Origin of the sequence: Streptomyces sp. B5E4, from assembly GCF_039871555.1 — a bacterium.
Taxonomy (GTDB): domain Bacteria; phylum Actinomycetota; class Actinomycetes; order Streptomycetales; family Streptomycetaceae; genus Streptomyces.
On sequence record NZ_JBDPMI010000014.1, the window covers coordinates 181,993 to 204,672 of the forward strand.

General features: G+C 71.8%; 21 protein-coding genes and 1 pseudogene. 14 read left to right on the forward strand and 8 right to left on the reverse strand.

Going from position 1 to position 22,680, the window contains the following annotated elements:
- Positions 1-82: 82 nt before the first annotated feature.
- Both ABGA99_RS19975 and ABGA99_RS19980 read right to left on the reverse strand, forming a co-directional pair.
- Positions 83-3,211, reverse strand: a complete 3,129-nt coding sequence (locus ABGA99_RS19975; protein WP_347583103.1) for a tetratricopeptide repeat protein — start codon at positions 3,209-3,211, stop codon at positions 83-85.
- Positions 3,212-3,401: 190 nt separating this feature from the next.
- The gene (locus ABGA99_RS19980; RefSeq protein WP_347579438.1) at positions 3,402-4,268 is read right to left on the reverse strand and encodes a DUF4394 domain-containing protein; all 867 of its coding nucleotides are present in this window, start codon (positions 4,266-4,268) and stop codon (positions 3,402-3,404) included.
- Positions 4,269-4,824: 556 nt separating this feature from the next.
- Here ABGA99_RS19980 and ABGA99_RS19985 point away from each other — a divergent pair.
- The 13 genes from ABGA99_RS19985 to ABGA99_RS20045 all read left to right on the forward strand — a co-directional run bounded on the left by ABGA99_RS19985 (position 4,825) and on the right by ABGA99_RS20045 (position 14,111).
- Positions 4,825-6,534, forward strand: a complete 1,710-nt coding sequence (locus ABGA99_RS19985) for a hypothetical protein (protein WP_347579410.1) — start codon at positions 4,825-4,827, stop codon at positions 6,532-6,534.
- Positions 6,531-6,899: a hypothetical protein gene (locus ABGA99_RS19990; RefSeq protein ID WP_347579411.1), complete on the forward strand. Its 369-nt coding sequence runs from the start codon at positions 6,531-6,533 to the stop codon at positions 6,897-6,899. Before ABGA99_RS19985 ends, ABGA99_RS19990 begins: the two co-directional genes overlap by 4 nt.
- A gap of 202 nt (positions 6,900-7,101) precedes the next feature.
- Positions 7,102-8,406: a hypothetical protein gene (locus tag ABGA99_RS19995; protein ID WP_347583104.1), complete on the forward strand. Its 1,305-nt coding sequence runs from the start codon at positions 7,102-7,104 to the stop codon at positions 8,404-8,406.
- Between the two features lie 369 nt (positions 8,407-8,775).
- A complete protein-coding gene (gvpO, locus tag ABGA99_RS20000) occupies positions 8,776-9,114 on the forward strand; it encodes a gas vesicle protein GvpO (RefSeq protein ID WP_347583105.1) in 339 nt (112 codons plus the stop codon).
- A gap of 38 nt (positions 9,115-9,152) precedes the next feature.
- Positions 9,153-9,671: a gas vesicle protein GvpJ gene (gvpJ, locus tag ABGA99_RS20005; protein WP_347583106.1), complete on the forward strand. Its 519-nt coding sequence runs from the start codon at positions 9,153-9,155 to the stop codon at positions 9,669-9,671.
- A gap of 3 nt (positions 9,672-9,674) precedes the next feature.
- Entirely contained in the window at positions 9,675-10,448 is a 774-nt protein-coding gene (locus tag ABGA99_RS20010) for a GvpL/GvpF family gas vesicle protein (RefSeq protein WP_347583107.1), read from the forward strand.
- A 1-nt stretch (position 10,449) separates the two neighbouring features.
- Positions 10,450-10,755: a gas vesicle protein GvpG gene (locus ABGA99_RS20015; RefSeq protein WP_347579416.1), complete on the forward strand. Its 306-nt coding sequence runs from the start codon at positions 10,450-10,452 to the stop codon at positions 10,753-10,755.
- Positions 10,752-11,360: a hypothetical protein gene (locus ABGA99_RS20020; protein ID WP_347583108.1), complete on the forward strand. Its 609-nt coding sequence runs from the start codon at positions 10,752-10,754 to the stop codon at positions 11,358-11,360. Before ABGA99_RS20015 ends, ABGA99_RS20020 begins: the two co-directional genes overlap by 4 nt.
- Positions 11,357-12,349 carry an SRPBCC family protein gene (locus ABGA99_RS20025; protein ID WP_347579418.1) on the forward strand — a complete coding sequence of 331 codons (993 nt, stop codon included), beginning with the start codon at positions 11,357-11,359 and terminating at the stop codon, positions 12,347-12,349. The genes ABGA99_RS20020 and ABGA99_RS20025 overlap by 4 nt, the downstream gene beginning before the upstream one ends.
- A gap of 32 nt (positions 12,350-12,381) precedes the next feature.
- Positions 12,382-12,729, forward strand: coding sequence for a gas vesicle protein (locus ABGA99_RS20030; RefSeq protein WP_347579439.1), 348 nt, complete (start codon positions 12,382-12,384; stop codon positions 12,727-12,729).
- Entirely contained in the window at positions 12,729-13,580 is an 852-nt protein-coding gene (locus ABGA99_RS20035) for a GvpL/GvpF family gas vesicle protein (RefSeq protein WP_347583109.1), read from the forward strand. Before ABGA99_RS20030 ends, ABGA99_RS20035 begins: the two co-directional genes overlap by 1 nt.
- Positions 13,567-13,806, forward strand: coding sequence for a gas vesicle protein (locus ABGA99_RS20040; RefSeq protein WP_347579420.1), 240 nt, complete (start codon positions 13,567-13,569; stop codon positions 13,804-13,806). Before ABGA99_RS20035 ends, ABGA99_RS20040 begins: the two co-directional genes overlap by 14 nt.
- A complete protein-coding gene (locus ABGA99_RS20045) occupies positions 13,803-14,111 on the forward strand; it encodes a gas vesicle protein K (RefSeq protein ID WP_347579421.1) in 309 nt (102 codons plus the stop codon). The genes ABGA99_RS20040 and ABGA99_RS20045 overlap by 4 nt, the downstream gene beginning before the upstream one ends.
- Before the next feature lie 68 nt (positions 14,112-14,179).
- On the opposite strand, the gene ABGA99_RS20050 is transcribed toward ABGA99_RS20045, so the two are convergent.
- Positions 14,180-14,605, reverse strand: coding sequence for a CBS domain-containing protein (locus tag ABGA99_RS20050; protein ID WP_347579422.1), 426 nt, complete (start codon positions 14,603-14,605; stop codon positions 14,180-14,182).
- A 190-nt stretch (positions 14,606-14,795) separates the two neighbouring features.
- Positions 14,796-16,919 carry a SpoIIE family protein phosphatase gene (locus ABGA99_RS20055; RefSeq protein WP_347583110.1) on the reverse strand — a complete coding sequence of 708 codons (2,124 nt, stop codon included), beginning with the start codon at positions 16,917-16,919 and terminating at the stop codon, positions 14,796-14,798.
- Between the two features lie 568 nt (positions 16,920-17,487).
- Here ABGA99_RS20055 and ABGA99_RS20060 point away from each other — a divergent pair.
- Entirely contained in the window at positions 17,488-17,907 is a 420-nt protein-coding gene (locus ABGA99_RS20060; protein ID WP_347579424.1) for a hypothetical protein, read from the forward strand.
- Positions 17,908-17,981: 74 nt separating this feature from the next.
- Here the strand turns inward: ABGA99_RS20060 and ABGA99_RS20065 are convergent, their stop codons facing one another.
- The 4 genes and pseudogenes from ABGA99_RS20065 to ABGA99_RS20080 form a co-directional block, all read right to left on the reverse strand.
- Positions 17,982-18,878, reverse strand: coding sequence for a phosphotransferase (locus ABGA99_RS20065; RefSeq protein ID WP_347583111.1), 897 nt, complete (start codon positions 18,876-18,878; stop codon positions 17,982-17,984).
- Between the two features lie 176 nt (positions 18,879-19,054).
- Complete coding sequence (locus ABGA99_RS20070; RefSeq protein ID WP_347579426.1) at positions 19,055-19,978, reverse strand: ThuA domain-containing protein; 924 nt, start codon at positions 19,976-19,978, stop codon at positions 19,055-19,057.
- A 250-nt stretch (positions 19,979-20,228) separates the two neighbouring features.
- Positions 20,229-22,442, reverse strand: coding sequence for a family 20 glycosylhydrolase (locus tag ABGA99_RS20075; protein WP_347583112.1), 2,214 nt, complete (start codon positions 22,440-22,442; stop codon positions 20,229-20,231).
- A gap of 110 nt (positions 22,443-22,552) precedes the next feature.
- A pseudogene (locus tag ABGA99_RS20080) lies at positions 22,553-22,680 on the reverse strand (carbohydrate ABC transporter permease); the annotation flags it as partial.

Sequence of the window (22,680 nt, forward strand, 5' to 3'; positions counted from 1 at the left end):
TGGTTGTGGTGACGCCGACGACCAGGCTGTTCGTCAGCCGCTCTTACCCCCCGGACCTTCCACCGCGGCCGGGGGAGAGCGGTCACGACCGGTCGGAGGTGGTGGCGGGGGCGGGGGTGTGCGGGGCGGCGTCGGCGCTGCGCCGGGCGTGTACCGCGCCGGTGTGGGCACGGGCCTGCTCGGCGTTCTCGCCGGTGGTGGCGGCGACCTCCCCGGCGCGTACGTGGTGGACCAGCGCCTCCGCCGGGCGCCCGGCGCCGAGCAGAGCCTCGCCGAGGCCGTTGAGTGCCGCCGCCTCGCCGTAGCGCTCGCCGGTGGTGCCGAACAGCCGCAGCGCTCTGCGGTGGTGGTCGGCGGCATCCGCGTACCGCTCCTGCGCCAGGTACAGGTCGCCCAGCGCACTGAGCGCGTACGCCTCGCGGCCCTCGTGCCCCAGCGCGCGGTAGAGGTCGAGTGCCTGGCGCAGGTGCTCGGCGGCGGCCGTCAGGTACCCCTGCCGCAGTTGGACGCGGCCGAGGAACATCAGCGTGCGGGCGCGGCCGGGACGGTCGCCGGTGACGGCGTGCAGTGCCAGCGCCCGGCGCTGATGGGCGGCGGCCCCGGGCAGGTCGCCGCGGCGGAGACTGACGTTGCCGACGTTCGTCAGCGTGCGGGCCTGGCCGACCTGGTCGCCGACTTCTTGGTAGAGCGCGAGCGCGCGCTCGTGGCAGTCGGCGGCGCCGTCGAGCCGGCCGAGTCGCCAGTGGACGTTGCCGAGGTTCGACAAGGCGCGGGCCAGGCCGGTGAGGTCGCCGGAGCGTTGGTGCAGCACGATGGCCCGCTCCAGGTACTCCTCGGCGGGCAGGTGTTCGCCGAGTCGCCAGTGGACGGCACCCAGGCTGGTGAGGGCGTGTGCCTCGCCGGAGATGTCGCCGGTGCGTTCCGCGGCGTGCAGCGCGTGGGTGTGGAAGGAGAGCCCCTCTGCGTGATGGCCGCCGTCGAGGTGGCGGAAGAGCACGGCCGAGATGCGGACCGCGTACTCCGGCAGCGGCCCGGCTGCGGCCGCGGCGCACACCGCGCCCAGCACCGGCAGCTCCGCGGTGAGCCAGTCGAGGGTCTCGGCGGGTTCGCGTACCGGTGCCGGGGGCAGCGGGCGGGCGCTGGCCGGGCGGTGGTGGCGCTCTGCCGGGTAGAGCTGGTCCATTGCGGCCATCGCACCGGCCAGGTAGTGGTCGTAGAGGCGGACGCGCGCGAGCCCGCGGTTCTCCTCGGTATCGTGCCGCCGCGCCATGTCCTCCGCGTACGCGCGCAGCAGGTCGTGCATCGCGAAGCGGCCGGGCCGCGGGGACTGCACGAGGTGCGCGCGACGCAGCGTGTCGAGCAGCCGGGTGGCGTCGTCCTCCGGCGCGTCGAGCAGTGCCGCGGTGGACCGGGCGTCGAAGTCGGGGCCGGGGTGCAGGTGCAGCAGCCGGAAGGCGTGCGCGGCGGCGGGCGGCAGATGCCGGTAGGACCAGGAGAGCACCGACCGTACGGCCGCCCGGGGGTCGCCGCCCGCGTCCAGCAGATCCAGCCGCCGCCGGTGGTCGCCGAGCTCCGTCACCAACTCCGCCAGTGCCACCCCCGGGTGCTTGGCCGCCAGCTCCGCCGCCACCCGCAGCGCCAGCGGCAGCCGCGCGCACTGCTCGGCGAGCGCGGCGCAGGCCGCGGCATCCGCCGGTGCTCTCTCCCCGATCAGCCGCCGGAGCAGCGCGATCGCCTCGCGCCGCGGCAGCGGACCCAGGGCGAGGCGGCGGGCACCGTGCAGCGCCACCAGGCCCGCCATGCTGTCCCGGCTCGTGACGAGCACGGCGCACGAGGGCGAGCCGGGCAGCAGGGGGCGTACCTGCTCGACCGACAGCGCGTTGTCCAGCACGACGAGCATCCGCCGCCCGGTGACCTCGGTGCGGAAGCGGGCCGCGCGCTCCTCCGGGTCGAGCGGGATGTGCGCTCCGCCGAGGCCGAGCGCGCGCAGGAAGCCGGTGAGGGCGTCGGCCCAGGGCAGCGGGCTCTGCGGGTCGTAGCCACGGAGGTTGACGTAGAGCTGGCCGTCGGGGAAGCGGCTGCTCGCGCGGTGTGCCCAGTGGACGGCGAGCGCCGTCTTGCCGGTGCCGGCGGTGCCGGAGATCACCAGGATCGGCAGCGGGCCGAATCCGGCGGACAGCGGCTCGTCGAGCGTGCGCAGTTCGGCACCGCGGCCGGAGAAGCCGTAGACGTCGGCGGGGAGTTGGGACGGCACGGGGTGTGGGGGAGGCGGCGCCGGCCAGACGGGCACCGGCTGTGGCACGGCCGCCTGCCGCTCCGTCGACCGCGCCGCCGGAGGCTGCGGGTTCCGGGACCGCGGCGGGCGGACCGCCGAGGGCGGCGCCCCGCCCCGCGCCCTGCTGCCGACGGCGGACGGCGTCGTCCGCATCCGCTCGCCCCCGGCGCCCGATGGTTCCCGCAGCAGCCTCGTGTACGCCGCGGTCAGTTCGGGCCCGGGGTCGACGCCCAGCTCGTCAGCGAGCCGGCGCCGGGTGTCGAGGTACGCGGCGAACGCGAGATCGCGCTGCCCCACCGCCTCGTACGCCCGCACCACGCACGCCTGCGTGCCCTCGTCCAGCGGATGCCGCCCCGCATACTCCACCAGCAGCGGCAGCGCCTCCTCCGCCTTGCCCGATGCGACCATCGCCGTCCCGTACCGGGCGACCGCCGTCCGCCGCTCGCCCGCCAGCGCGACCAGCGCCGGATGCCCTGCAAGCAACGGGAGGTCCGCCAGCGGCGGCCCGTGCCAGAGCGCGAGCGCCTGGCCCAGCAGCAGGGCCGAGCGCCGGGGCCCGTGCTCGCGCTGCGCCGCCTCGCCCTGCGCTGCGAGCCGGCGGAAGTGCGTGAGGTCGACGCCGTCGCCGTCCGCGTCCGCGGTGGGCACCCGCAGCGCGTACCCCTCACCCACCCGCGGCAGCAGCTCGCTTGCGGTGCGCGCCGGCCGGTCCGGCTCCAGCAGCCGACGTAATCGCTTCACATACGTCTGGATCAGGTTCGCGGCGCTGCGCGGCTGGGCGTCGCCCCACAGGGCCTCGGCCAGTTCGCCGCGTGAGAGCGGCCGGCCATCCGCAAGCACCAGCAGCCCGAGCAGCGCCCGCTGCTGCGGGGTGCCGAGGGGGATGCGCACCGCGTCCCGCCACACCTCCAGCGGCCCCAACACCTGCACCCGCATGTCGTACCCCCTCGCTCGCCCCGTGCGCGACCCCCCGCGGCACAGGATTCTGCAGACGCACCATGCCGTCCAGCAGTTCGAAGCCCGGCACGGCTCCGGATCGCCGCCGGGGCACAGGGGAGAGCCCGCCCCGGACGGACCGGGGCGGGCTCGGGGGCGACGCGGCCGGCGCGGTGGCCGCGAGCGGTGTTCAGTAGGAGCCGAGCTGGATGGCGATGTCGCTGATGGCCAGTGGGAACTGGCCCAGGCTGGTCGTCTCGCCCGTGAGCAGGTTCACGTCGTACAGCGAGTACGGGCCGCCGCCGGCCGGCTGAAGGCTGGCGAACGCGGTGTTCGTCTTCGTCTTGCCGTTGACGAGGTCGGCGTAGACGTCCAGGCCCGCGTTCGGGCCGGCGTCGAAGCCGAGCGACCCGGTCGGGGCGAGCGTGCCGTTGTTGGCCGGGGACTGGATGACCACCTGGTCGGTGCTGGTGTTGATGCCGAACAGGGAGGTGACCGTCTGGTTGTTGAGATCGTTGTTCGTGTAGCCGGAAGCGGTCACGCCCCGTGTCGTGCCGCCGGGCGGCGTGGTGAGGACGAGGTCCTCGACGGTGGTGTGGTCGTTCAGGTTGTGCCGCAGGTTCTGGCCGTTGTCGCTGACCACCCGCAGCCGGTCGGCGGCGGGGTTGAAGTCGAAACCGAAGTTGGTTCCGTACAGCGGGACCTGCAGCTGCGAGACCTTGGTGACGACCACGTCCGGCGTCTGCGGCGGGGTGCTGATGGTGTAGATCCCGCCCTGGTTGCCGAGGCCGTACATGGTGCCGTTCTGGATGCGGTGGTCGATACCGAGCAGGGCCGTGTCACCTTTCAGCCCGGTGATGACCCGGACCCAGTCGAGCACGGTGGGCCGGTCCGTGGTGAACATGGCCATGAGCGTGCCGTCGCTGGAGATGCCGTAGCCGCGGAGGCTTGCCGCGTTCTGCGAGGTCGAGTTGCCGGCGGCCGGGGCGGCCACGGCGAGCGCCGCGACGGCGGACAGCGCGGCGACCGCCGCGACGGCTCTCTTCTTGATCCCTATCACTGGCTTTCCCCCTCGTGGTTGGCGAGCAGGCCACAAGCTACGCAGGGGGACTGGACGCCGATTGGACGCCGGCTGGCCATACCGGCGGTACGGGCCGGGGGCTTGAGCCGCACGAGGACGAACTCGGGCCGCCCCGCGGCGTACTGACCGCGACGGTCCATCCGGTCAGCAAGACGATCCGAAGGAAACGGCCTGGGCCCTGCCGTCCCCACGACGGCCGGCGGTGAAAGTGCCCGTGCACCGGCGGACGCGGCCCGCCACGCGTCCGGTTCGAAGGGCGCAGCAGCCTAGCAGCCTGCGCGGGTGCGGCCGGAGTTTCCGGAAATGTACTGCCTCTTCGGGCTACGTAAGGAGCAGAATGGTGACGCTGCAACGAGAAAAGGGGGGATGTAGCGTGACGACGCCATATACCGGTGCCGGTGGGACGGACGACGCCCGTGTCGCGGGCGGGGGCGTGTTCGGGCCTCCGCCGCAGCCTGCCGGCCCGCCCCTGCCGGGAGCGACCGGGGCGGGAGTACCGGGGCAGGAGGACTGGAGCGCTTCGACCCGGTACATGTGTGCCGGGGCCCGGCTCGACGAGGGCTTCGCCCGGCGGGTGGTCGAGGAACTGCTTCACCAGCGGTACCGGGCGCGGGCGTCCTCGCCCGGCGTCTACCTGGAAGCCGTGCGCGCCCACGCCGAGCGGACGTTACGCGACCTGCGCAGGCGCGACCTGGCCGTGGGCACGGCGTTCCTCCTGTCGCTCGCCCTCGCGCCTGTGGTCACGGTCGTCTACTGGGTGGGCACCGCGCTGCTGTCGGGCAGCCACGGCGCGGAGCCGCTGTCGGTGTTGGGGCGGCGGCGGGACCCGGACAGCCCGCACCCGGACTCGAACGTGCGGGCGGTCGTGCTCGCCCTGCTCATGTCGGCCGGGCTCCTGCTGATCGGCACCCTCGGCTCCGCCGGACTGCCGGTGTGGCTGAACTCGGAGCCGATAGCGGTCTTCCTGCTGACTCTGATACTGCTGGTGGTCTTCCCCTGGATCATGACCTGGGGACAGCGGGACGCGGCGAGGAGGGCGATCCGCGAGGAGCTGACACCCGAGTCGTTCCAGGCGTTCCGCGGGGACGGCCGGGGCCGGCGGGCCCGGCCGCTGGACCCGGCGGCGCTCGCGGACAACACCAACCTGATCCTGTACCGCGGCTTCCAGCCCTTCGTGGGTGCCGGCGACGAGGTCACGTCCTGGTCGTTCGCCATGCGCCTGCGGCCCGAGGACCAGGCGCTGGGGTCCGGGCCGGAGACGGAGCGCGAGCAGTCGCCCGTGTCGTTCGATACGGATGAACTCGTCCGGCGCCTGGCGGCCGACCTCGACGCCTTGCGGACGGCCACGGCCTCCGCCACGGAGCGCATCCCGGGTCTGGAGGTCACGGAGAAGGTGTTCGTACGCGGCACGGAGCTGCGGCAGAACGCCCTGCTGCCCGACCACGTCTACTGGCCGGACGCCGCCGGTCGCTGGCCGCCCGAGGGCCCGCCGGCCGACCGGCTGTCGCCGGAGTACGTCGCCCTGGCCCGGGGGCGGATCGACGGTCCCGTACGGCACTGCCTGTGCGCGCAGGTACGCAGCTGGGGCACGGACCTGGTGCTCTCGGTCTACGTCCAGGTCGCGGTGAGCGGCGCCACGCTGTACCTCCAGGCGAACGCGCTGGTGCTGACGCCCGTCAGGGAGGAGTACCGAGTGGCCGACTCGATCGCGGACCCCTCAGCGGCGGACACCGTCTCGCCCGGCCTGGCCGACGCGCTGCTGCACAGCCGCGGAGTGCTGGTGTCCGCGCTGTCCCACGCCTTTTCCGAGCTGCGTACCCCGGCCCGGCGGCGGCGCAGGCTGCAGGACGAGCGCAAGGCCGTCGAGATCGACCGGCGCTTCGACTTCGGCGCCGGGCAGAGTCTGCGCGAGGCGGCCTCCTCGCACGCGTACAGGGACTTCTTCCAGAAGACGGACGTCAACCGCATCACGAAGCAGATCGACGAGCAGCTCTTCGAATCGGTGGCGTCGTTCCTGAGCGAACACGGACTGGATCTCGGGGACCTGCGGCAGCAGCGCAACGTCATCCTCAACCAGGGCATCATGATGACCGGCGGCTCCATGAGCGGCAGCATGGCGGCCGGCGCAGGGGCGACGGCGGTCGCCGAAGGGCTACGTCCGCAGGCGCCGACGGGCGGCGCAAGGGCCGGCGGCGCACCGGCCGGCGGGGCGCCCGGCAAAGCCGGAGGGGGTGCGGCATGACCGGGGAACAGCGGGTCAACAAGGGCATCGTCATCAGTGGCAACGCCCGCGTCAGCGACTCCGCGCTGGCCGCGGGCGACCACGCCCGGGCCGTCCGGTCCGGCGACGGCGATGCCGCGGTACGCGACGCGCTCGAAGCGCTCGCTGCGCTGCGCTCCCGCCTGGACGAACTGGAGGCGGCCGATGCGGAACAGGCGCGGATAGAGGCCGACGCACTGGCGGCTGAGGTCGCCGACGGCAGCGTGGATGCCGAGATCGCCACCACCCGCCTCACGCGGCTGCGGACGTACGTGGGCGATGCCACGGCGCTGGCGAGTATGGTCACGGCGGTGCAGGAGAGCGTGCGGGCGATCACGGGTGGCTGAGCCGTTTCTCCCTGGATCGTCCTGCTGGCGGGATGAAGACGGCGGCGACGTGGAGTGCCGGATCAACGGGCCTTCACCGGCGCAGGCGGCGGTCCGCCGGTCGCCGGCGAACCTCCCTGCCACGCGGGCAGGGACGAGGTTTGCGGCCCGCCGGCCACGGTGACATTGTGGTGCGCTCGATCGAGTACGGGTGGGGGCGCTGATGCGTACGACGGGGTGGATCGCCTGCGTGGCGGTGGTGGTGGCGTTACCGGCGGGCTGCTCGGACTCCGGAGGAGGCGAGGAGAGCCCCGGGGCGAACGGGGGCAAGCGCACCGGCCCGTCCCCGGGTGCCGAAGCGACACCGCCCGGCACGCAGTTGGAGGTGCCGGCGCTGTACGACACGGGGCGCGGCTGGGAGTCGACGGAGGAGGGCACGCAGTTGGTGCTCCCCCGGAGCGGCGCCGTGGCGGTGCACGGGGAGCGGCAGGGCGAGGGCGGACCCGGCGAGCACGGGTTCACGGTCCTGGACGCCGCGACCGGCGAGAAGCGCTGGAGCAGCGTTCCGGTCAGTCCGCTGGGCAACACGGACTTGCCCGTCATCAGGATGACTGTGGACGGCAAGGAGTATCTGGCCGCCTGGTCGTCCGGCACCACCGATGCCGACGCCGTCAACCGGGGCAAGGAGGTCGTCGCCCTCGACATCTTCCCGGTCGACGCGTCCGGCGAGGGCGTACGGCCGGTCCACGTCGAGGTGCCGGGTGAGGGCAAGGTCCGAGGCGGCGGCGCAGGACTGCTGGTGTCGGACGGCGGCGACACCGTGGTGGCCGTCGACCCGGCGACCGGCGACACCACCGAGTACGGTGTCGGCGACCAGGAGCCGCCCGCCGACTGCCCCGAGTGCGAGAGCAGTTGGGAGGTCCAGGGGCTGACCGACAACGGTCTGCTGATGGGCACCAGCGTCGACATCGACTACGACGGCTTCTGGGTGCCCGGCGGGTGGACCGCCGCCGACCTCCGGCCGAAGGGCGCCGACCCGGAGGCGTCGCCCATCGCCCAGGTCATCGCCGACGATCTCCTCGTCGTGGACTGGGGCCGGGAGCGGACCTCCGACGCGGTCGTGTGGAGCGCCGTCGACAGCGCCTCCGGTGAGACGCTCGCCACGGTCCGCTGCAAGGGGGACTCGACCCCCATCGACGACCACCTGTCGGCCGACGGCCGCTATCTCGCCCACGGAGGCCGGGTGTTCGACCTCGAAGAGGGCACAGGCGTGTGCTACGAGCGCACCGACTCCACCAATCCGGTCGAGTTCCAGACCGTCACCGACGAGGGCGTCGCGTTCGGTTACGCCATCACGTCGGAGGGCTTCAGCTCGGCGGGCACGCCGGTGCAACTCGACATGAGGACCGGCAAGATCGAGGAGTTCGACGACGTCAACACCGAGTTCCCGTTCGGCGACACCGCCGGATTCGGCCTGTTCTGGGACGAAGCGTCGAACACGATGGTCGCCTACCCGCACGCGAGCTGACGTGCGGCACGGTCCGCCGTGCCGACAGGTCGCCGACCGCGGGGCGAGGGCTCACGCGTACCGGGTAGCCGGTACCCGTCGTCGGTGGCGGAGCGCAGGCGGGTGTCCTTGCGGTCGCCGTCGCCGGTCAGGCGGACACCCTCGCCGGCCTTCAGGCCGAACGCCGGCGGACCTGCCGCCGCGTAGCGCGTCCGGCGAGGCCGACTGCTCCGTCACCCGCCGCGGGGCAGCGCCCGGGCCGGGGTCAGGACCGGGCACCTGACGGTGGCGGCCGGCGACCACTGGGGGTACGCCATGCCGGCCCTGCCCTCCTGCCCGTATGGACCACCGCCACGTGCAGGGACAACGGTGCCGCCGCAGACTGAGCATGTGTCCGAGCAACGCGAGCGGCGGGCCCGGCCCGCCGCGAAATCCATCTCGAAGCGCGCCTCCGGTACCAAGGCCGCCCATGCGGTCGACGGGCCCGAGGAGGCCGCTCGCCGTGCGCGCCGCAGCCTGGCGCGCCTCATCAGCCACGAGACCGAAGGCGTGTCGGCCGTGCGCCGGGCCGCGGAGGGCTGGCGGGTGAACGTCGACGTGCTCGAAGTGCCTCGGATCCCGGATACGACCAGCCTGCTGGCGACCTACGCCGTGGAACTGGACAGCGCGGGACACCTCGTCGAGTACGAGCGGATCAGGCGCTACCGGCGCGGCGCGCGCGACGACTGACGGCAGCCACGCCGCACCCCTGGAAAAGGAAGAGCCCCATGGCGACGACGACCACCACGTACAACGAGGCCGCTGTCTGTGTCCCGCGCGCCGGAACCCTTTACGACGTCCTTGAGCTGATCCTCGACCGCGGCATGGTCATCGACATCTTCGTCCGGGTGTCGCTCGTCGGCATCGAGATTCTCAAGATCGATGCCCGCATCGTGGTCGCCAGTGTCGACACGTACCTCCGCTTCGCCGAAATCTGCAACCGGCTCGATCTCAACGATGATGCCTCCAGCAGGACGGTCCCCGACCTCTTCGCCGGCATGTCCCGCAGCGCCGTCGCCACCACCGGCGCCAGGAGGGCCGCCAAGTCCCTCGGCGGCCGCGTCAAGGAAGCGATCGGCATAGACGAGGACGAGGACGAGGACGAGGACGAGTACGACGAGCGGGACGAGGAGGAGGCGGAGAAGGCACCGCCCCGCAAACGCAGCTCGGGCACCCGCTCCAAGCCGGCCAGGAAGACCGCCTCGAAGACTCCCGGCCGTTCGAGCCGGCGCACCAGGGCGGCGTGAGCGGTGGCCCCCTCTCCGCTCTATGTGTACGCCGTCGTCAACGCCGGCCTGGTACTGCCGCTCGACCTCCGCGGGGTGGGCAGGCCGCCGGCCCCGGTCCGGCTGCTGCCCGCGGGCGAGCTGGCGGCGGTCGTCAGCGACGTACCGCCCGATCTGCGGGCACGCAGGCGCGATCTGACCGGCCACCAGGATCTGCTGCTGGCGCTGTGTGCGGTGGCCCCCGTGCTGCCGATGCGGTTCGGGATGGTCGCCGACTCGGCCGAGACGGTACGCCGCGCGCTCGACGCCGCGGCTTCGACGCACCTCGCCACCCTCCGGCGGCTCGATCGCCGCACCGAGATGAATCTCAAGGCGATGCCGGCACAAGGGGGCGTAGCAGCTCTCGTACGAGAGGACCCGTCCGTACGGCGGCTGGCCGCCGACGTCCGCCGGCATCCGTCCTATGAGGGCAACGTCCGCCTCGGCTCGTCTATTGCCGAGGGCCTCGCCCGGCGGGCCGCTCAAGCCGCCGAGGGTGTCGCGCAGGAGCTGGCGGCGCTCGCCGACGAGTGCGTTCAGGGCGGCGAGGTGCCCGGGTGCGTGCTCAACACCTCCTATCTCCTGCCGCGTGCGCACACGGAGCGGTGCAGAGAGCTGGTCGACCGCAGGGCGGCCGAGCTGCGGGACCGGGTGGAGCTGCGGCTGACGGGCCCGCTGCCCTGCTACAGCTTCGTTCCCCGGGAGGGCAGCCGTGCCACCGCCGGTGCCGCCCCGCGACCGGTAGCGGTGAGGAGCTGACATGGGTCTGCTGAGCGGGGTGCTGCTGCTGCCGCTGGTGCCGGTGCGGGGCGTGGAGTGGGTGGCGGGCCGGCTGCTCGACGCCGCGGAGCGCGAGCTGTACGACCCGGGCACGCTGCGGGTTCGGCTCGGCGAGCTGAACCGGGCGTACGAGGCCGGAGAACTCGGTGAGGAGGAGTTCGAGCGTGAGGAGGAGCGCATCCTCGACCTGCTGGAGCAGCCCGCCACTGTCCACCCGGCGGCACCGGCCGATCCCGGTGGCCCCGACCACACCGACAACCCTCTGAGCACAGGAAGTGGGTCATGACGGATAGTTACAGGACGACCGTCCTCGCCGGAGTCGCCGGAGGCTATCTCCTCGGCAGGACGAAGAAGGCCAAACTCGCCCTCACCCTCGCCGCCCTCGTGGCCGGGAGGCGGCTCGCCCCGCAGGACCTCTTGGGCAAGGGCGCCCGCAAGGTCGCCGGCAGCCCGCAGCTCTCAGGGGTGGCCGACCAGGCCACGGACCAGATGGTGACGGCGGCGCGGCAGGCGATCGGCTCGCTGGTCGACCGCCGGGTCGCGTCCCTCTCCGACTCCCTGCGCGAGCGTACGGACCGCCTCGGTCTCCTTGGGGAGGAGCGGGAGGACCGTGACGCCGATGAGGGACGTGACGAGGAGAACGAGGAGAACGAGGAGAACGAGGAGAACGAGGAGAACGAGGAGAACGAGGAGAACGAGGACCGCGATCGGCGCGGCGACGCGTCGAAGCGGAGGCATGCGGCTCGCGGGAAGACGGCGAGCAGCGCCCGGCCCGCGGCCTCGGGGCCGCGGAAGAAGGCGGCCGCCGGCGCCGAGCGCGGCAGCCGCGGCACCGCGAGGAGCACCCGTACGGCGGCGGCCGGCCGACCCTCCAGGAGGCAGCGGTCATGACACCGAAGCGAGGAAGTACAGGAACCGAGGACAGCGCCGGCCCCGCGCCGCTGGCGCGCTTGCGCGACGAACTCAAGGAGTACCTGGGTGCGGTCGGCAAGCACGCGGTCAGCAAGGCCACCGACAAGCTCACCGACATCGCCGACCCCAGCAAGCTCGCCAAGGGCGGCGGCCCCCTGGCCGAGACCGCCGCCCGCGCCGCCAAGGGGGAGAACCCCGTGAAGGCGCTGGCGTCCGAGAAGGCGAAGGGCGCGAAGGACAAGGTCGTGGGCAAGGCGAAGGAGGCCGTCGGCGCGGACGGCGGCGGGAGCAAACCGGGCGACCTCAAGGCGATCAACATCATCGAGCACGTCGACATCGGTCGCCCGCTGCGCGTGGTCTACGACCACTTCACGCAGTTCGAGGAGTTCGGCGGCTTCATGAACGGCGTCAGCAACGTCACCCGGGACGAGGAGGACGAGACCAAGACCACCTGGAAGGTACGCGTCTGGCCCTCCTCCCGCAGCTACGAGGCAACCGTCTCGGAGCAGGTCCCGGACCAGCGGATCGTGTGGTCGTCCGAAGGCTCGAAGGGAACGACAAGCGGCGCCGTGAGCTTCCACCGCCTGGACGACGAGCTGACGCGCGTGGCGGTGGTCGTCGAGTACTACCCGTCCGGATTCGTCGAGAAGACCGGCAACATCTGGCGCGCCCAGGGCCGTCGGCTCCGGCTCGACCTCAAGCACTTCCAGCGCTACGTCACGCTCCAGTCGGAAGAGGCGGAGGGCTGGCGCGGTGAGATCCGCGACGGCGAGGTCGTGCGCAGCCACGACGAGGCCGTGGAGGAAGAGGAACGCGAGGAGGACGAGCAGTACGACGAGCACGAGGACGAGGACGAGGACGAGGACTACGAAGACGAGGACGGAGAGGAAGAAGAGGACGAGGAGGAGGAAGAAGAGGAGGAAGAAGAGGAGGACGGCGGGCGCCGGAGAGGGGGCCGGAGAGCGTGACGGATCACGTCGCCGAACGGCCCCTCACCCATGTGCCCTCCACCCCCTCGGGACCGGCCAACCTCGCCGACATCCTCGAACGGGTCCTCGACAAGGGCATCGTCATCGCCGGCGACATCAAGATCGACCTGCTCGACATCGAGCTGCTGACCATCCGCCTCCGCCTGTTCGTCGCCTCCGTCGAGACGGCCAGGAAGGCGGGCATCGACTGGTGGGAGACCGATCCGGCGCTCTCCACCCGTGCGCATCGCGATGCCGTCGAGGAGGAGAACGCGCGGCTGCGCGAGCGGGTCGCGGAGCTTGAGTCGGGCGGGGAGGCGGACCGGCACCAGCGTGCCGGGGCGGAGGGCTGGGAGTCCGTACGGAAGGGGCGCCACTGATGACCGGGACGGCATGCGGGGCGGCGCCGCCGGGCGCGCCCGCAACCACGGCCACGTACGTCTACGCGGTCTGCCGCGGCGGTGACGAGTCCGCCCTGGCCGGGCTGCCGGGGCAGTCGCCCGGCTCCCCCGTGCGGCTGCTGCGGTTCGGTGATCTCGCCGCGGTGGTGCAGGACGTGCCGGCCGCGGAGTTCGGCGAGGACACCCTGCGCGAGCGGCTGACGGACCGTACGGAGCTGGAACGCTGCGCCCGCGCCCACCACGCCGTCATCGCCGCCGCGGCCACCACGGCACCGGTCCTCCCCCTCCCACTGGCGACGCTCTATCGCGGCGACGTGCGGGCCGAGGCCGCGCTCGGCGCCGACCGCGACCGCTTCACCGCGGCCCTGAGACGGATCGCCGGCCGGGCGGAGTGGGGCGTGAAGGTCTACGCCCGGCCGGCCGAGCGCCCCTCCGTGCCTGCCGCACACGCGCCGGAGCGACGGGACGACCGGCGCGTGGCGGCCCGCCCGGGCCACGCGTACCTGGACCGGCTGCGCGGCGTGCGGCACGAGCGCGAACGCCGGCAGGAGGCCGGTCTCCAGGTCGTCGAGGAGGTGGAGCGGATCTTCCTGAATCTCGCCGTCGCCGGACGGCGGCTGCGTCCGCATGACACCAACCTCACCCCGGGGCGCGGGGCGCATCTCCTGAACGGCGCCTATCTGGTAGACGAGACGCGCGCCGGCGAGGTCGTCGACGCGGTTCGACGGCTGCGGCAGAGCCCGGAGTGCCGGGACGTCGAGATCGAACTGACCGGCCCGTGGGTGCCGTATTCGTTCGCGGAAGCAGGTGTGACCGGTGCCGGTGGGTGAGCACGTGGGCGAGGTCGTCGCCTGGGAGGAACCGGACAGCGGTGCACCCATCGGGGTGCCGCTGGTGGACCTGCTCGATCGCGTCCTCAACACCGGCGTCGTGGTCAGCGGCGACCTCGTACTGGCGATCGCGGAGGTGCCGCTCGTGCGCGTTTCCCTGCACGCGCTGCTGTCGTCCGTCAACGAGCGCGTGCCCGCCCCGTGGGGAGACGGTGGCCCGCTGTGACACTGACCTCGCACCCACCGGCCCCCGGCCCGGCGGCCGGCCGGCTGGATCTCGACCCCGACCGGGTCGGCCGCGACCTGGTCTCTCTCGTTCTGACCGTCGTCGAGCTGCTCCGTCAGCTCATGGAGCGGCAGGCGCTTCGCCGCTGCGATCAGGACGACCTCACCGACGAGCAGGTGGAGCGGGTCGGCACGACGCTGATGCTGCTCGACCAGCGCATGGACGAACTCTGCGCGGAGCACGGGCTGACCCGCGACGACCTGAACCTGGACCTCGGGCCGCTCGGCACCCTGCTCGAACGCTGAGCATGCCCGCACGCGGTCCGGTGTGACAGGGCGCAGCGGGTGGGTGGCGGTGCCCGGGACGGGGCGGGTCAGTTGTTGGGCGTCGCCATGCTGATGTCGCTCAGGGCGGACATCGGATCGCGTTCCACGGCGACGTCGCCCAGGGAGACGACCCCGAGGACGCCCCCGCAGTCGTCGACGACGGGCAGCCGGCGCAGCGCGTGCTTGCGCATCAACTCCACCGCGCGGTCCACCCGTTCCCCGGGGCCTACGCTGACCAACTCCTGGCTGCAGGCGTCGGCGACGGTGGTGTTGCCGGGGTCCCGGCCGGCGGCCAGGACGCGCACGACGAGGTCGCGGTCGGTGACCACCCCGCGCAGCTCGCCGTCGTCGGTGACCAGGACGGCGCCGATGTCGTGGTCGCGCATCCTGCGGGCGACCTCCGGCACCGCGGTGAGCGTGCCCACCGCGACCGGGGCCGCGGTCATGATCTGGTGGACCTGCTGGTCGGCCATGGCTGTCTCCTTCGCCTGGGAAGGGGGCGACGGCCCGGTGCCGTCGCGCCGGACCTTCCCGGTACCCGCCGGCCGACGGTTCAGACACCCCGTTGCCGCCCGCGCGTCAGGCAGGGGCGCGCCCGCTCAGCGATGAGCCGCCGGCAGTTCGAGCGCTGGGTGACGTCCCGGTACTCGCGCCGGCTGCTCGTCAGGAGTCCTGGCCCGAGGGGAGGTGCTGCTCGGCCCAGATGGTCTTGCCCTGCCGGTCGTGGCGCGTGCCCCATCGTTGGGTGAGCTGGGCCACCAGCAGCAGCCCTCGGCCCCCTTCGTCGTAGGCGCGCGACCGGCGCAGATGCGGTGCGGCGCTACTGGCGTCGGAGACCTCGCAGATCAGGGTTCGGTCGTGGATCAACCTGAGCCGGACGGGGGGCTGTCCGTGGCGGATCGCGTTCGTGACCAATTCGCTGACCACCAGTTCCGTGGTGAAGTTCAGCTCGTCCAGCCCCCAGCGGGCCAGCTGTTCCGTGACCTTCCGGCGTGCCGGGGTGACGGCGGCCGGGTCGGAGGGAACGTCCCAGGTCGCGACCGCCTCGGAACCCAGCACGTGGGTACGGGCGAGGAGCAGCGCGATGTCGTCGTCGGTGCGTTCCGGCGGAAGTGTCTCCAGCACGGTGTCGCAGGTGGCGTCCAGCGATGGCGCGGGGCGGGCGAGGACGTCACCGAGTGTGGCCAGTTGTGCGTCGAGGTCGTGCTCGCGGGTCTCGATCAGCCCGTCGGTGTAGAGAGCGAGGAGGCTCCCCTCGGGCAGGTCGATCTCCACGGGTTCGAAGGGAAGCCCGCCGACGCCCAGCGGCGGCCCCGTGGGAAGGTCGAGGATCCGCGCGGTGCCGTCCGGGGTGACCACGACGGGCGGCGGATGGCCGGCGCTGGCGACGGTGCACCGGTGGGCTATCGGATCGTAGATCGCGTAGAGGCACGTGGCGCCGATGTCCACCTGCGTTCCGTCGCCGTCCCAGGTGTCGACCTGGGTGGCCTGCCGGAGGACGAGATCGTCGAGGCGGGTGAGCAGTTCATCACTCTGAAGCTCGGTATCCGCCAGGCTCCGCATGGCGGTGCGCAGCCTGCCCATGGCCACGGACGCCTGGATGCCGTGGCCGGCGACGTCACCCACGACGAGGGCGACTCGGGCCCCGGACAGGGGGATCACGTCGTACCAGTCGCCGCCGACCCCCGCCTGGACGTCGGTCGGCAGGTAACGCGCGGCCAGGTCGACGCCGGTGTGGTCGGGCAGTTTCCGCGGCAACAGGCTTCGCTGGAGGGTCACGGAGGTCTCGCGTTCCCGGACGTACTGACTGGCGTTGTCGATACAGACCGCTGCCCGCGCGGTGATCTCCTCGGCGAGCAGCAGGTCGTCCTCGACGAACGGCTCCTCGTGGCGGTGACGGCCGAAGCACGCCACGCCCAGGATGACGTCGCGGGCCCGCAGGGGCACCACCATCAGCGAGTGCGTCCCGATCTCGCGTATGTCGGCCACCAGGGCCGGGTCCCGTACGGACCAGTTATGGATCAGGGGCTCCGTCACGGTGTACCGGGCCGACCGGCCCGTCGTCAGGCACTCGGCAAGGGGAGAGGCCTCCGGGTGGATCACCGTCTCCTGCTCGTGGCCCCGGTTTTCCGGCGTGCCGGCGAGGGACTTCTCGGCGTAGCGGCGCACGGTGACCGGGCCCGCGGGTGGCTCGGCGGGCGGCTTGTCGCCGCGGTGGAGGAAGGGCAGCAGGTCGACGATCACCCGGTCCGCGAACGCCGGGACGGCCACCTCGGCCAGTTCCCGGGCCACTTGCTCCACATCCAAGGTCCTGCCGATACGGGCGCTGGCCTCATTGGTCAGCTGCAGCCGACGCCTTGACCAGTACTGCTCCGTCCTGTCACGCGCCGAGAAGAGCACGCCGCAGATGTCCCCGTCCACATCCATCACCGGCGAGATGTCGACGGCCCACAGGTGCTCGTGCTCCTCGCCCGGCACACGAAGGAAGTCCTCGCGGTACTGGCTTTCGCCCGTCGCCAGCACCCGGCGCATGGTCCGCTCGTCCTCACCGACGACCGGGTGGTCGACGGCCTGGCGCGGACGCAACCCCCGCAACTGCTCCTCCGTCATACCCACCGCGCGCTGCATCGCCCCGTTCGACCACACGACCCGGAGATCGACGTCGCAGACGGCCAGGGGGTGGGGGTACTCGTAGAACGCCGCGCCCAGCAGCCCGCCGGTCCCGTGCATGCAGCGGCCGGCCTCGACGCACACCAAAAGCCATTCAGGATCCCCGTCGTCCGTCATGCCGCGATGAACGACAAGCCCGGCCTCGACGAGGTCACCGTCGCGATGACGCAAGACCACCTTGCCGCACCATCGAGCGCCGTCCGTCGGTGAACCGCGGACAGCATCAGCCACATCCTGAGCGCCCTCGGCGATCAGGGAAATCACCGGACTGCCGAGCACTTCCTCGCCGGGGTGCCCGAGCAGGTGCTCGGCACCCGCGCTCCACGCCGTCACACAGCCCCGGCCGTCGACGGTTACGGTGGCCGGACACGCCATGTCAGGGGTCCTTTGCTGCCTGTAGCCCATGAGGGCGGTGCCACCCCCAGCCTACGATCCGACGGCTGGCGGTGCACATCAGGGATGAAACGGTGCCCTCACGGCAAAACGGCGTCGGCTCGCGGACTCCTGTGCGTGCTCCGCGCTCGTAGGATGAGGCGGTGCGCGTCGGCGCCGTACACCGCCGAATCACGCCCTGCTGGGCGGGAGGACAGGGGAGCGGCTCATGGAAAGGTTCGAGACGGAGAGTCTGGCGCTCATGCCTGGCCAGAGGGTTCGGGCCAGGATCCTCAGCCATCACCCATGGGGCGTGATCGTCGAGATCATCGGTTACGAGAACGCCGGGTTCTCAGCCTCCATCGACATGATCCAGCAGTTCTCCCGGACCACGAGCAGCCATGACGAACTACTCGCGCTCTTTCCGCCGGTCGGTTCGCAGATCGATGCAGTCATCGAGCAGATCAACCGCTGGCATCCGCCGGTATCGGTGCGGCTCAGCATCCGACCTGCCGCCCTGGAGTCGCTGGACTGGCCCTGCGACTTCTGTGGTGAATGGCTCACGCTGAACCCGGGTGGAGACGCCCTCGTCCTGGACTCGCGGAGCAACGACGGTCCGGGAAGCCACACCCTCATCTCCCACCGGCACTGCCTGGCCGAGCGAATCCGCCCCGAGAACGGCGGAGAGCGGGCGCGCGCCTGGAAGATCGGCAAGATGTACGGCGGGTCGTAAGGGTCGTGCCTCACCCCCTACGGATATGACCGCGCCCGACACTTCATTCGGCAGGAAGCAACCGGCCCCGGCCCTCAAACGCCCTTGAGAACACGATCGAGTGCCCCCCGGCCCACAGGCCCCCAGTTCGGCTTGCCGCCGGGAAGGCCCCGATCCCCGTTCTGCCCCATGAGCATCAGGAAGAGGCACTTCATCGCGGCCAGCCCGCGGGCGCGCCGGATCGCTGCCTCGTCCGCGTGTGCGTACATGTCGAAGAACCGTGAGGCCGTGCCCTCGGGGAGCAGCAACCATGCGGCGGCGAGGTCCCAGGCCGCATCGCCGGCGAACAGGTCACCGAAATCGACGATGCCCGAGAGGGTTCCGTCCGAGACGACGACGTTCGCGGGATGGAGGTCGCCGTGCACCCACACCTTCGGGCCCTCCCACCCGCGGGCCGCAACGGCGTCGTCCCAGACGGCCCGGATGTCGGCCGCGATGTCGTCGGGCGCAACGGCCTGGAAGAGGTTCTCGAAGCCTTCCGTGCAGTCTCGGGGATGCGCCCCGCGGTCCATGGCGACAGGCGCCTCGGCGGGGGCTTCCACGTGGAGCGCCCGGAGGAAACCCGCCAGCGTGTCGGCCGCGTGGGTGCCGCGGCTGATCGAACCGTGGTCCAGCGGCTCGCCCGGAACCCACGTCATCACGGTCCAGTGCTTGGGGAATCGCTCGGACGGTTCGCCGAACCGCACCGGAGTCGGCACCGGCAGCGGCAGGCGCGGAGCCAGCACGGGCAGCCAGCGCCGCTCCTTGAGCTGGAGCTCCGGGGTGGGGTCCATGCGCTGCATGCGCACGGCCCACTCATCCCCGAGGCGCCACATCTGGTTGCCCCAGCCGCCTGCCACCTCGCGGATGGTCAGTTCTGCCAGGTCCGGATGTTGCTCCTGCAGCAGGTCGCGGACCAAGTCTGCGGTGATCTCGATCTCGGTGTCGGTCATGCGAAGCCACACTACTGAGGTGGCTGGGGGAGAGGTTCTCGCGCTCGCCGCTTACGGACCGAGCGGGAGCCCCGACCGGCCGGCCGTCGAAGAATCGTGACGACCGCGCTGGCCGGCAGGGGCTACCCGTGTGGAGTGGATCCGGGGCAGGGGCGCGGGTGATCCCGGTCAGTCGGTCACGGCGTGCACTGCCCCCCGCTGCCCTTGCCGGCGGCCCATTCGATGCCTCCGGTGAGGTGCTTGACGAGGTTGTTGTCCCCGCCGTTCTCGGTGTAGGACTGGGCGAAGTGGCCCATGCCGGTGACCCAGATGCGGCCGCCGTCGTAGCGCTTGCACCAGGAGATCGGGTGGTCCTTGCCCATCGCGTTCGGGCCGGGCTCGTACGATTCCTCGTCGAGTGTGGCCAGCACGCGGGCGTCGCCGCGTACGCTGCGGGCGAAGTTGTAGTGCTCGTCGCCGAAGGCGAACCGTTTGGGCAGGTCGCGCGTCGAGGGGTGGCCGCGGTCCTCGACGTGCACGGTGGCGACGTTGTTCAGGTCGCTGGCGGCGTGGCCGGGCATCAGGGTGCCGACCGCGCTGTCGGCCGCGCCGTCCCACCAGTCCCAGGTGGTGACGCCGGCGCCCATGTCGACCGCGTTGTGGTTGGCGGCGATCCCGCCGCCGGCATTGACGAACCCCCGGATCGCGGCGCGCTGTTCCTCGTCCCACAGCGGGCCCGGGCGGCCGCCGCCGAGCCACTGGGACGAGGCGTTGAAGAGGAAGATCGCGTCGTAACGGGCCAGGTTCTGCGGGGTGAAGACCCGGGGGTTGGCGTCCGGGTGGTCGCAGTTGCCGACGGCTCCGCCGAGACCGTCGCAGTCCTCGCGTTCCCATGAGATCCCGGCCTGGTCCAGTGCGTTCTGGATCGGGCCGATGCCGCCGTCGATCGAGCCGGCGTGGCGGTATCCGGTCGTGCCGGTGTAGATCAGGACCTTCGACTCGGACGTGGACTCGGACTTCGACTCGGAATTGGCCTGGACAGGTGCGGCCGATGCCGCGACGAGCCCGAGCGCTGCCACCGCCAGCAACGCGCGGTGAACGCCTGGTCGTGCGTCACGCATGACACTCCCCTCGCTTGTGGTGTCTTCATCAACTACGGCCCCATTTCGCGGACATGTCAATACGACACTCACGCCGAGGCCTTCCGTAGACCACCAAGTCGCGAGCCCTCCCGGGGCTGGTGACGACCGGTGCGGCGAACCCTCCTTGGAGGTCACGAGCTTCGACACATCGGAAGGCCCGGTCGTGGTGGCGGGGCGTTCCACCACGACCGGGCTGCCCCTCCCCGGCTGAGAGGGGCGGTCGGGCAGGTCAGCGTTCGTATGCGGCGTAGCGCTGCTTCACCTGCGCGGGCGTCAGCGCCTCGTCCCAGGTGACGAGTTCGTCGAGGTCACCGCGGAAGCTGGCGTCGGGGGTGCCGATGGAGCGCAACGGGAGGGGGATCGAGGTGTTCACCGCGCCGACGGGTTCGCCGTCGGCGTAGAGCGTGGTGCGGTCCGGCTCCGCCACCCAGGTCAGGTGGACCCAGCGGTTCAGCGGCACGGTGTAGCCGAAGCTGTGGTCGGCGTCGCCGAAGCGGGTGAAGCCCACCTTGCCGCTGCCGTACTGCTGCAGCTTCAGGGCGCCGGTGCGGGAGCTGAGCAGCACCTGGTCGCTGGTGGTCGCGGTGAGTTCGACCCATGCGGAGGCGGTCCACGGCGCTGCGACGTCGGTGCCGCCGAAGCCCACCCCGTCCCGGTTGTGGTCGAAGCGGAATGCCTCGCCGCGTACCCCGTCCTCGACGAGGGTGGGGTTGTTGATGATGTACGTGGTGCCGGGCAGGTCGCCGACGACGTCGTCGGCCATGATCGTGTTGGGCGGGCTGCTGGCGTACGTCCAGCCGGCCGGGTACGAGGCGGCGTCGAACGTCCAGTGGTGGCTGGGGCGGCCGTCGTCCGTCCGGGGCCGCTGCGGCACGGTGGTGACGCCGGGCGGGTCGCCGAGCGCGGCCGTCCGGGCCCGGAATCCGGCGAGCGTGTCGGGCGTCGCGGAGCCGTTCCAGGCCCGGTCCGCGAGGAGCGCCCGGGGGGCGGCCATGACCTGCTCGAAGTACCGGTCCTCGGCCCAGAAGTTGTAGTCGGCCCAGTTCATCAGGCCGGAGCCGAGCATGTCGTCCGCGGTGTTCGGCGCCCACGTCTCGTACATCCACCGCTCGTCCGGGTAGAGGCTGTGGTAGTTGTTCGGCGTCACGTAGAAGGGCCCGATGGCGATCTCGTCGTGGCCCGGAATGATCGGGTCGGTGCCGGTCCCCTCCCAGGTGAGGAAGACCACGGGGGAGTGGACCTGCTGCTGCGGCGCTGCCAGGTGCTCGGTGCCGTTGTAGATGGCGGTCCGCTTGCCGTGGGCGGTCACCACGTCGTCGAGGGTGTTGATGTAGCGGTTGAGCAGGTCCCCGAGGGTGCTGACGTCCGGGTCCTCGGCGAGGTGGCGCTTGACCCGCGGGCACTCGGCGAGCTGCCCGGGCAGTTCGTCGGCCCCGATGCTGAACAGCGGGGCGTCGAACCAGTCGGTGAACTCGGCTACGAGCCTCTTGGTCACCTCGATCGCGTCCCGGTCGGTGATGTCGATAATCCAGTCCGGGGTGAGGTGGGAGTGGGTGTGCGCGCCGGTGCACGGGTTCGCGCCCGAGCCGAAGCCGATTCCGTACGCCTCGCTGATCACGGTCGCGTGCCCCGGCACGTCGATGCCCGGCATGATCTGGACGTGCTGGCGGGCGGCCAGTGCCTTCAGCCGCTCGATGTCGGCGCGGCTGTAGCTGTGCTCGCGTTCGGCGAGTCCGGGGAACTTCGGGCTGTAGAGACGGAACCCCTCGGAATCCGACAGTTGCAGGAAGAGGGTGTTGAGCTTCATGTCACCCATGCGCCGGATCAGGTTCTCCAGGTAGTCCGTCTCCCAGTACTTGCGACCGGCGTCGAGCTGGACCATGCGCACCTGCTGCGTGGGCACGTCGGTGCTGCGGGCGCGCGGCACGGCGCGGTGTGACGAGTCGGCGCGCAGCGTCTGCAGCAGGGTGCGGGTGCCGTAGAACAGACCGTGGGTGGAGGCCGCCTCGATGCTGATCGCGCTCGAGCTGTCCAGGCGGTAGCCCTCGGCGCCGAGTTCGTCGTCGTCGGTGAGCCGGAGGTGGATGTCGCCGGGGCGGGGCTCCACGGGCCCGCTGCTGATCGCGAGCCGCAGCCCGGTGACCGACCGGATGTCGGCCTGCACCTGCTCGGCCAGGCCCTGCCCTCTCTGCCGGGCCGGGCCCGGCAGCTCCCGGCGGCCGGCCTCGGTCGTCGTACGGGCACGGGAGCCCGGATCGAGCAGGATGCGCGAGCGGGAGGTCAGGTCGACGGTGCCGCCGAGGTCCTCCCACTGTGCTGGCCGGGGTACCACCGGCGGCGGGCCGCCGTCGGCGCGCGGGCCGGGGGCGGCCGCCGCCGGCGCGAGGAGGGAGCCGAAGAGGGCAACAAGGACCGCTATGAGTACGGGTAGCGAACGACGCATGGTTGTAATTCACCCCATCTGACATGGATGTTGGTGAGGAATTCGCCCGGACGATTGCCGAGGTGTCGAGCGGCAGGAAGAAAGAATGCGGTGTCGCCCCGTCGTCTGCCTTACTTCACGGATCCGGCGGTGAGTCCGGAGACGACGTGTCGTTCGATGAAGGCGAAGAGGATGACGACGGGGATGATGGCGACGACGGAGGCGGCGAAGAGGTAGTTCCATTCGACGGTGTAGTTGC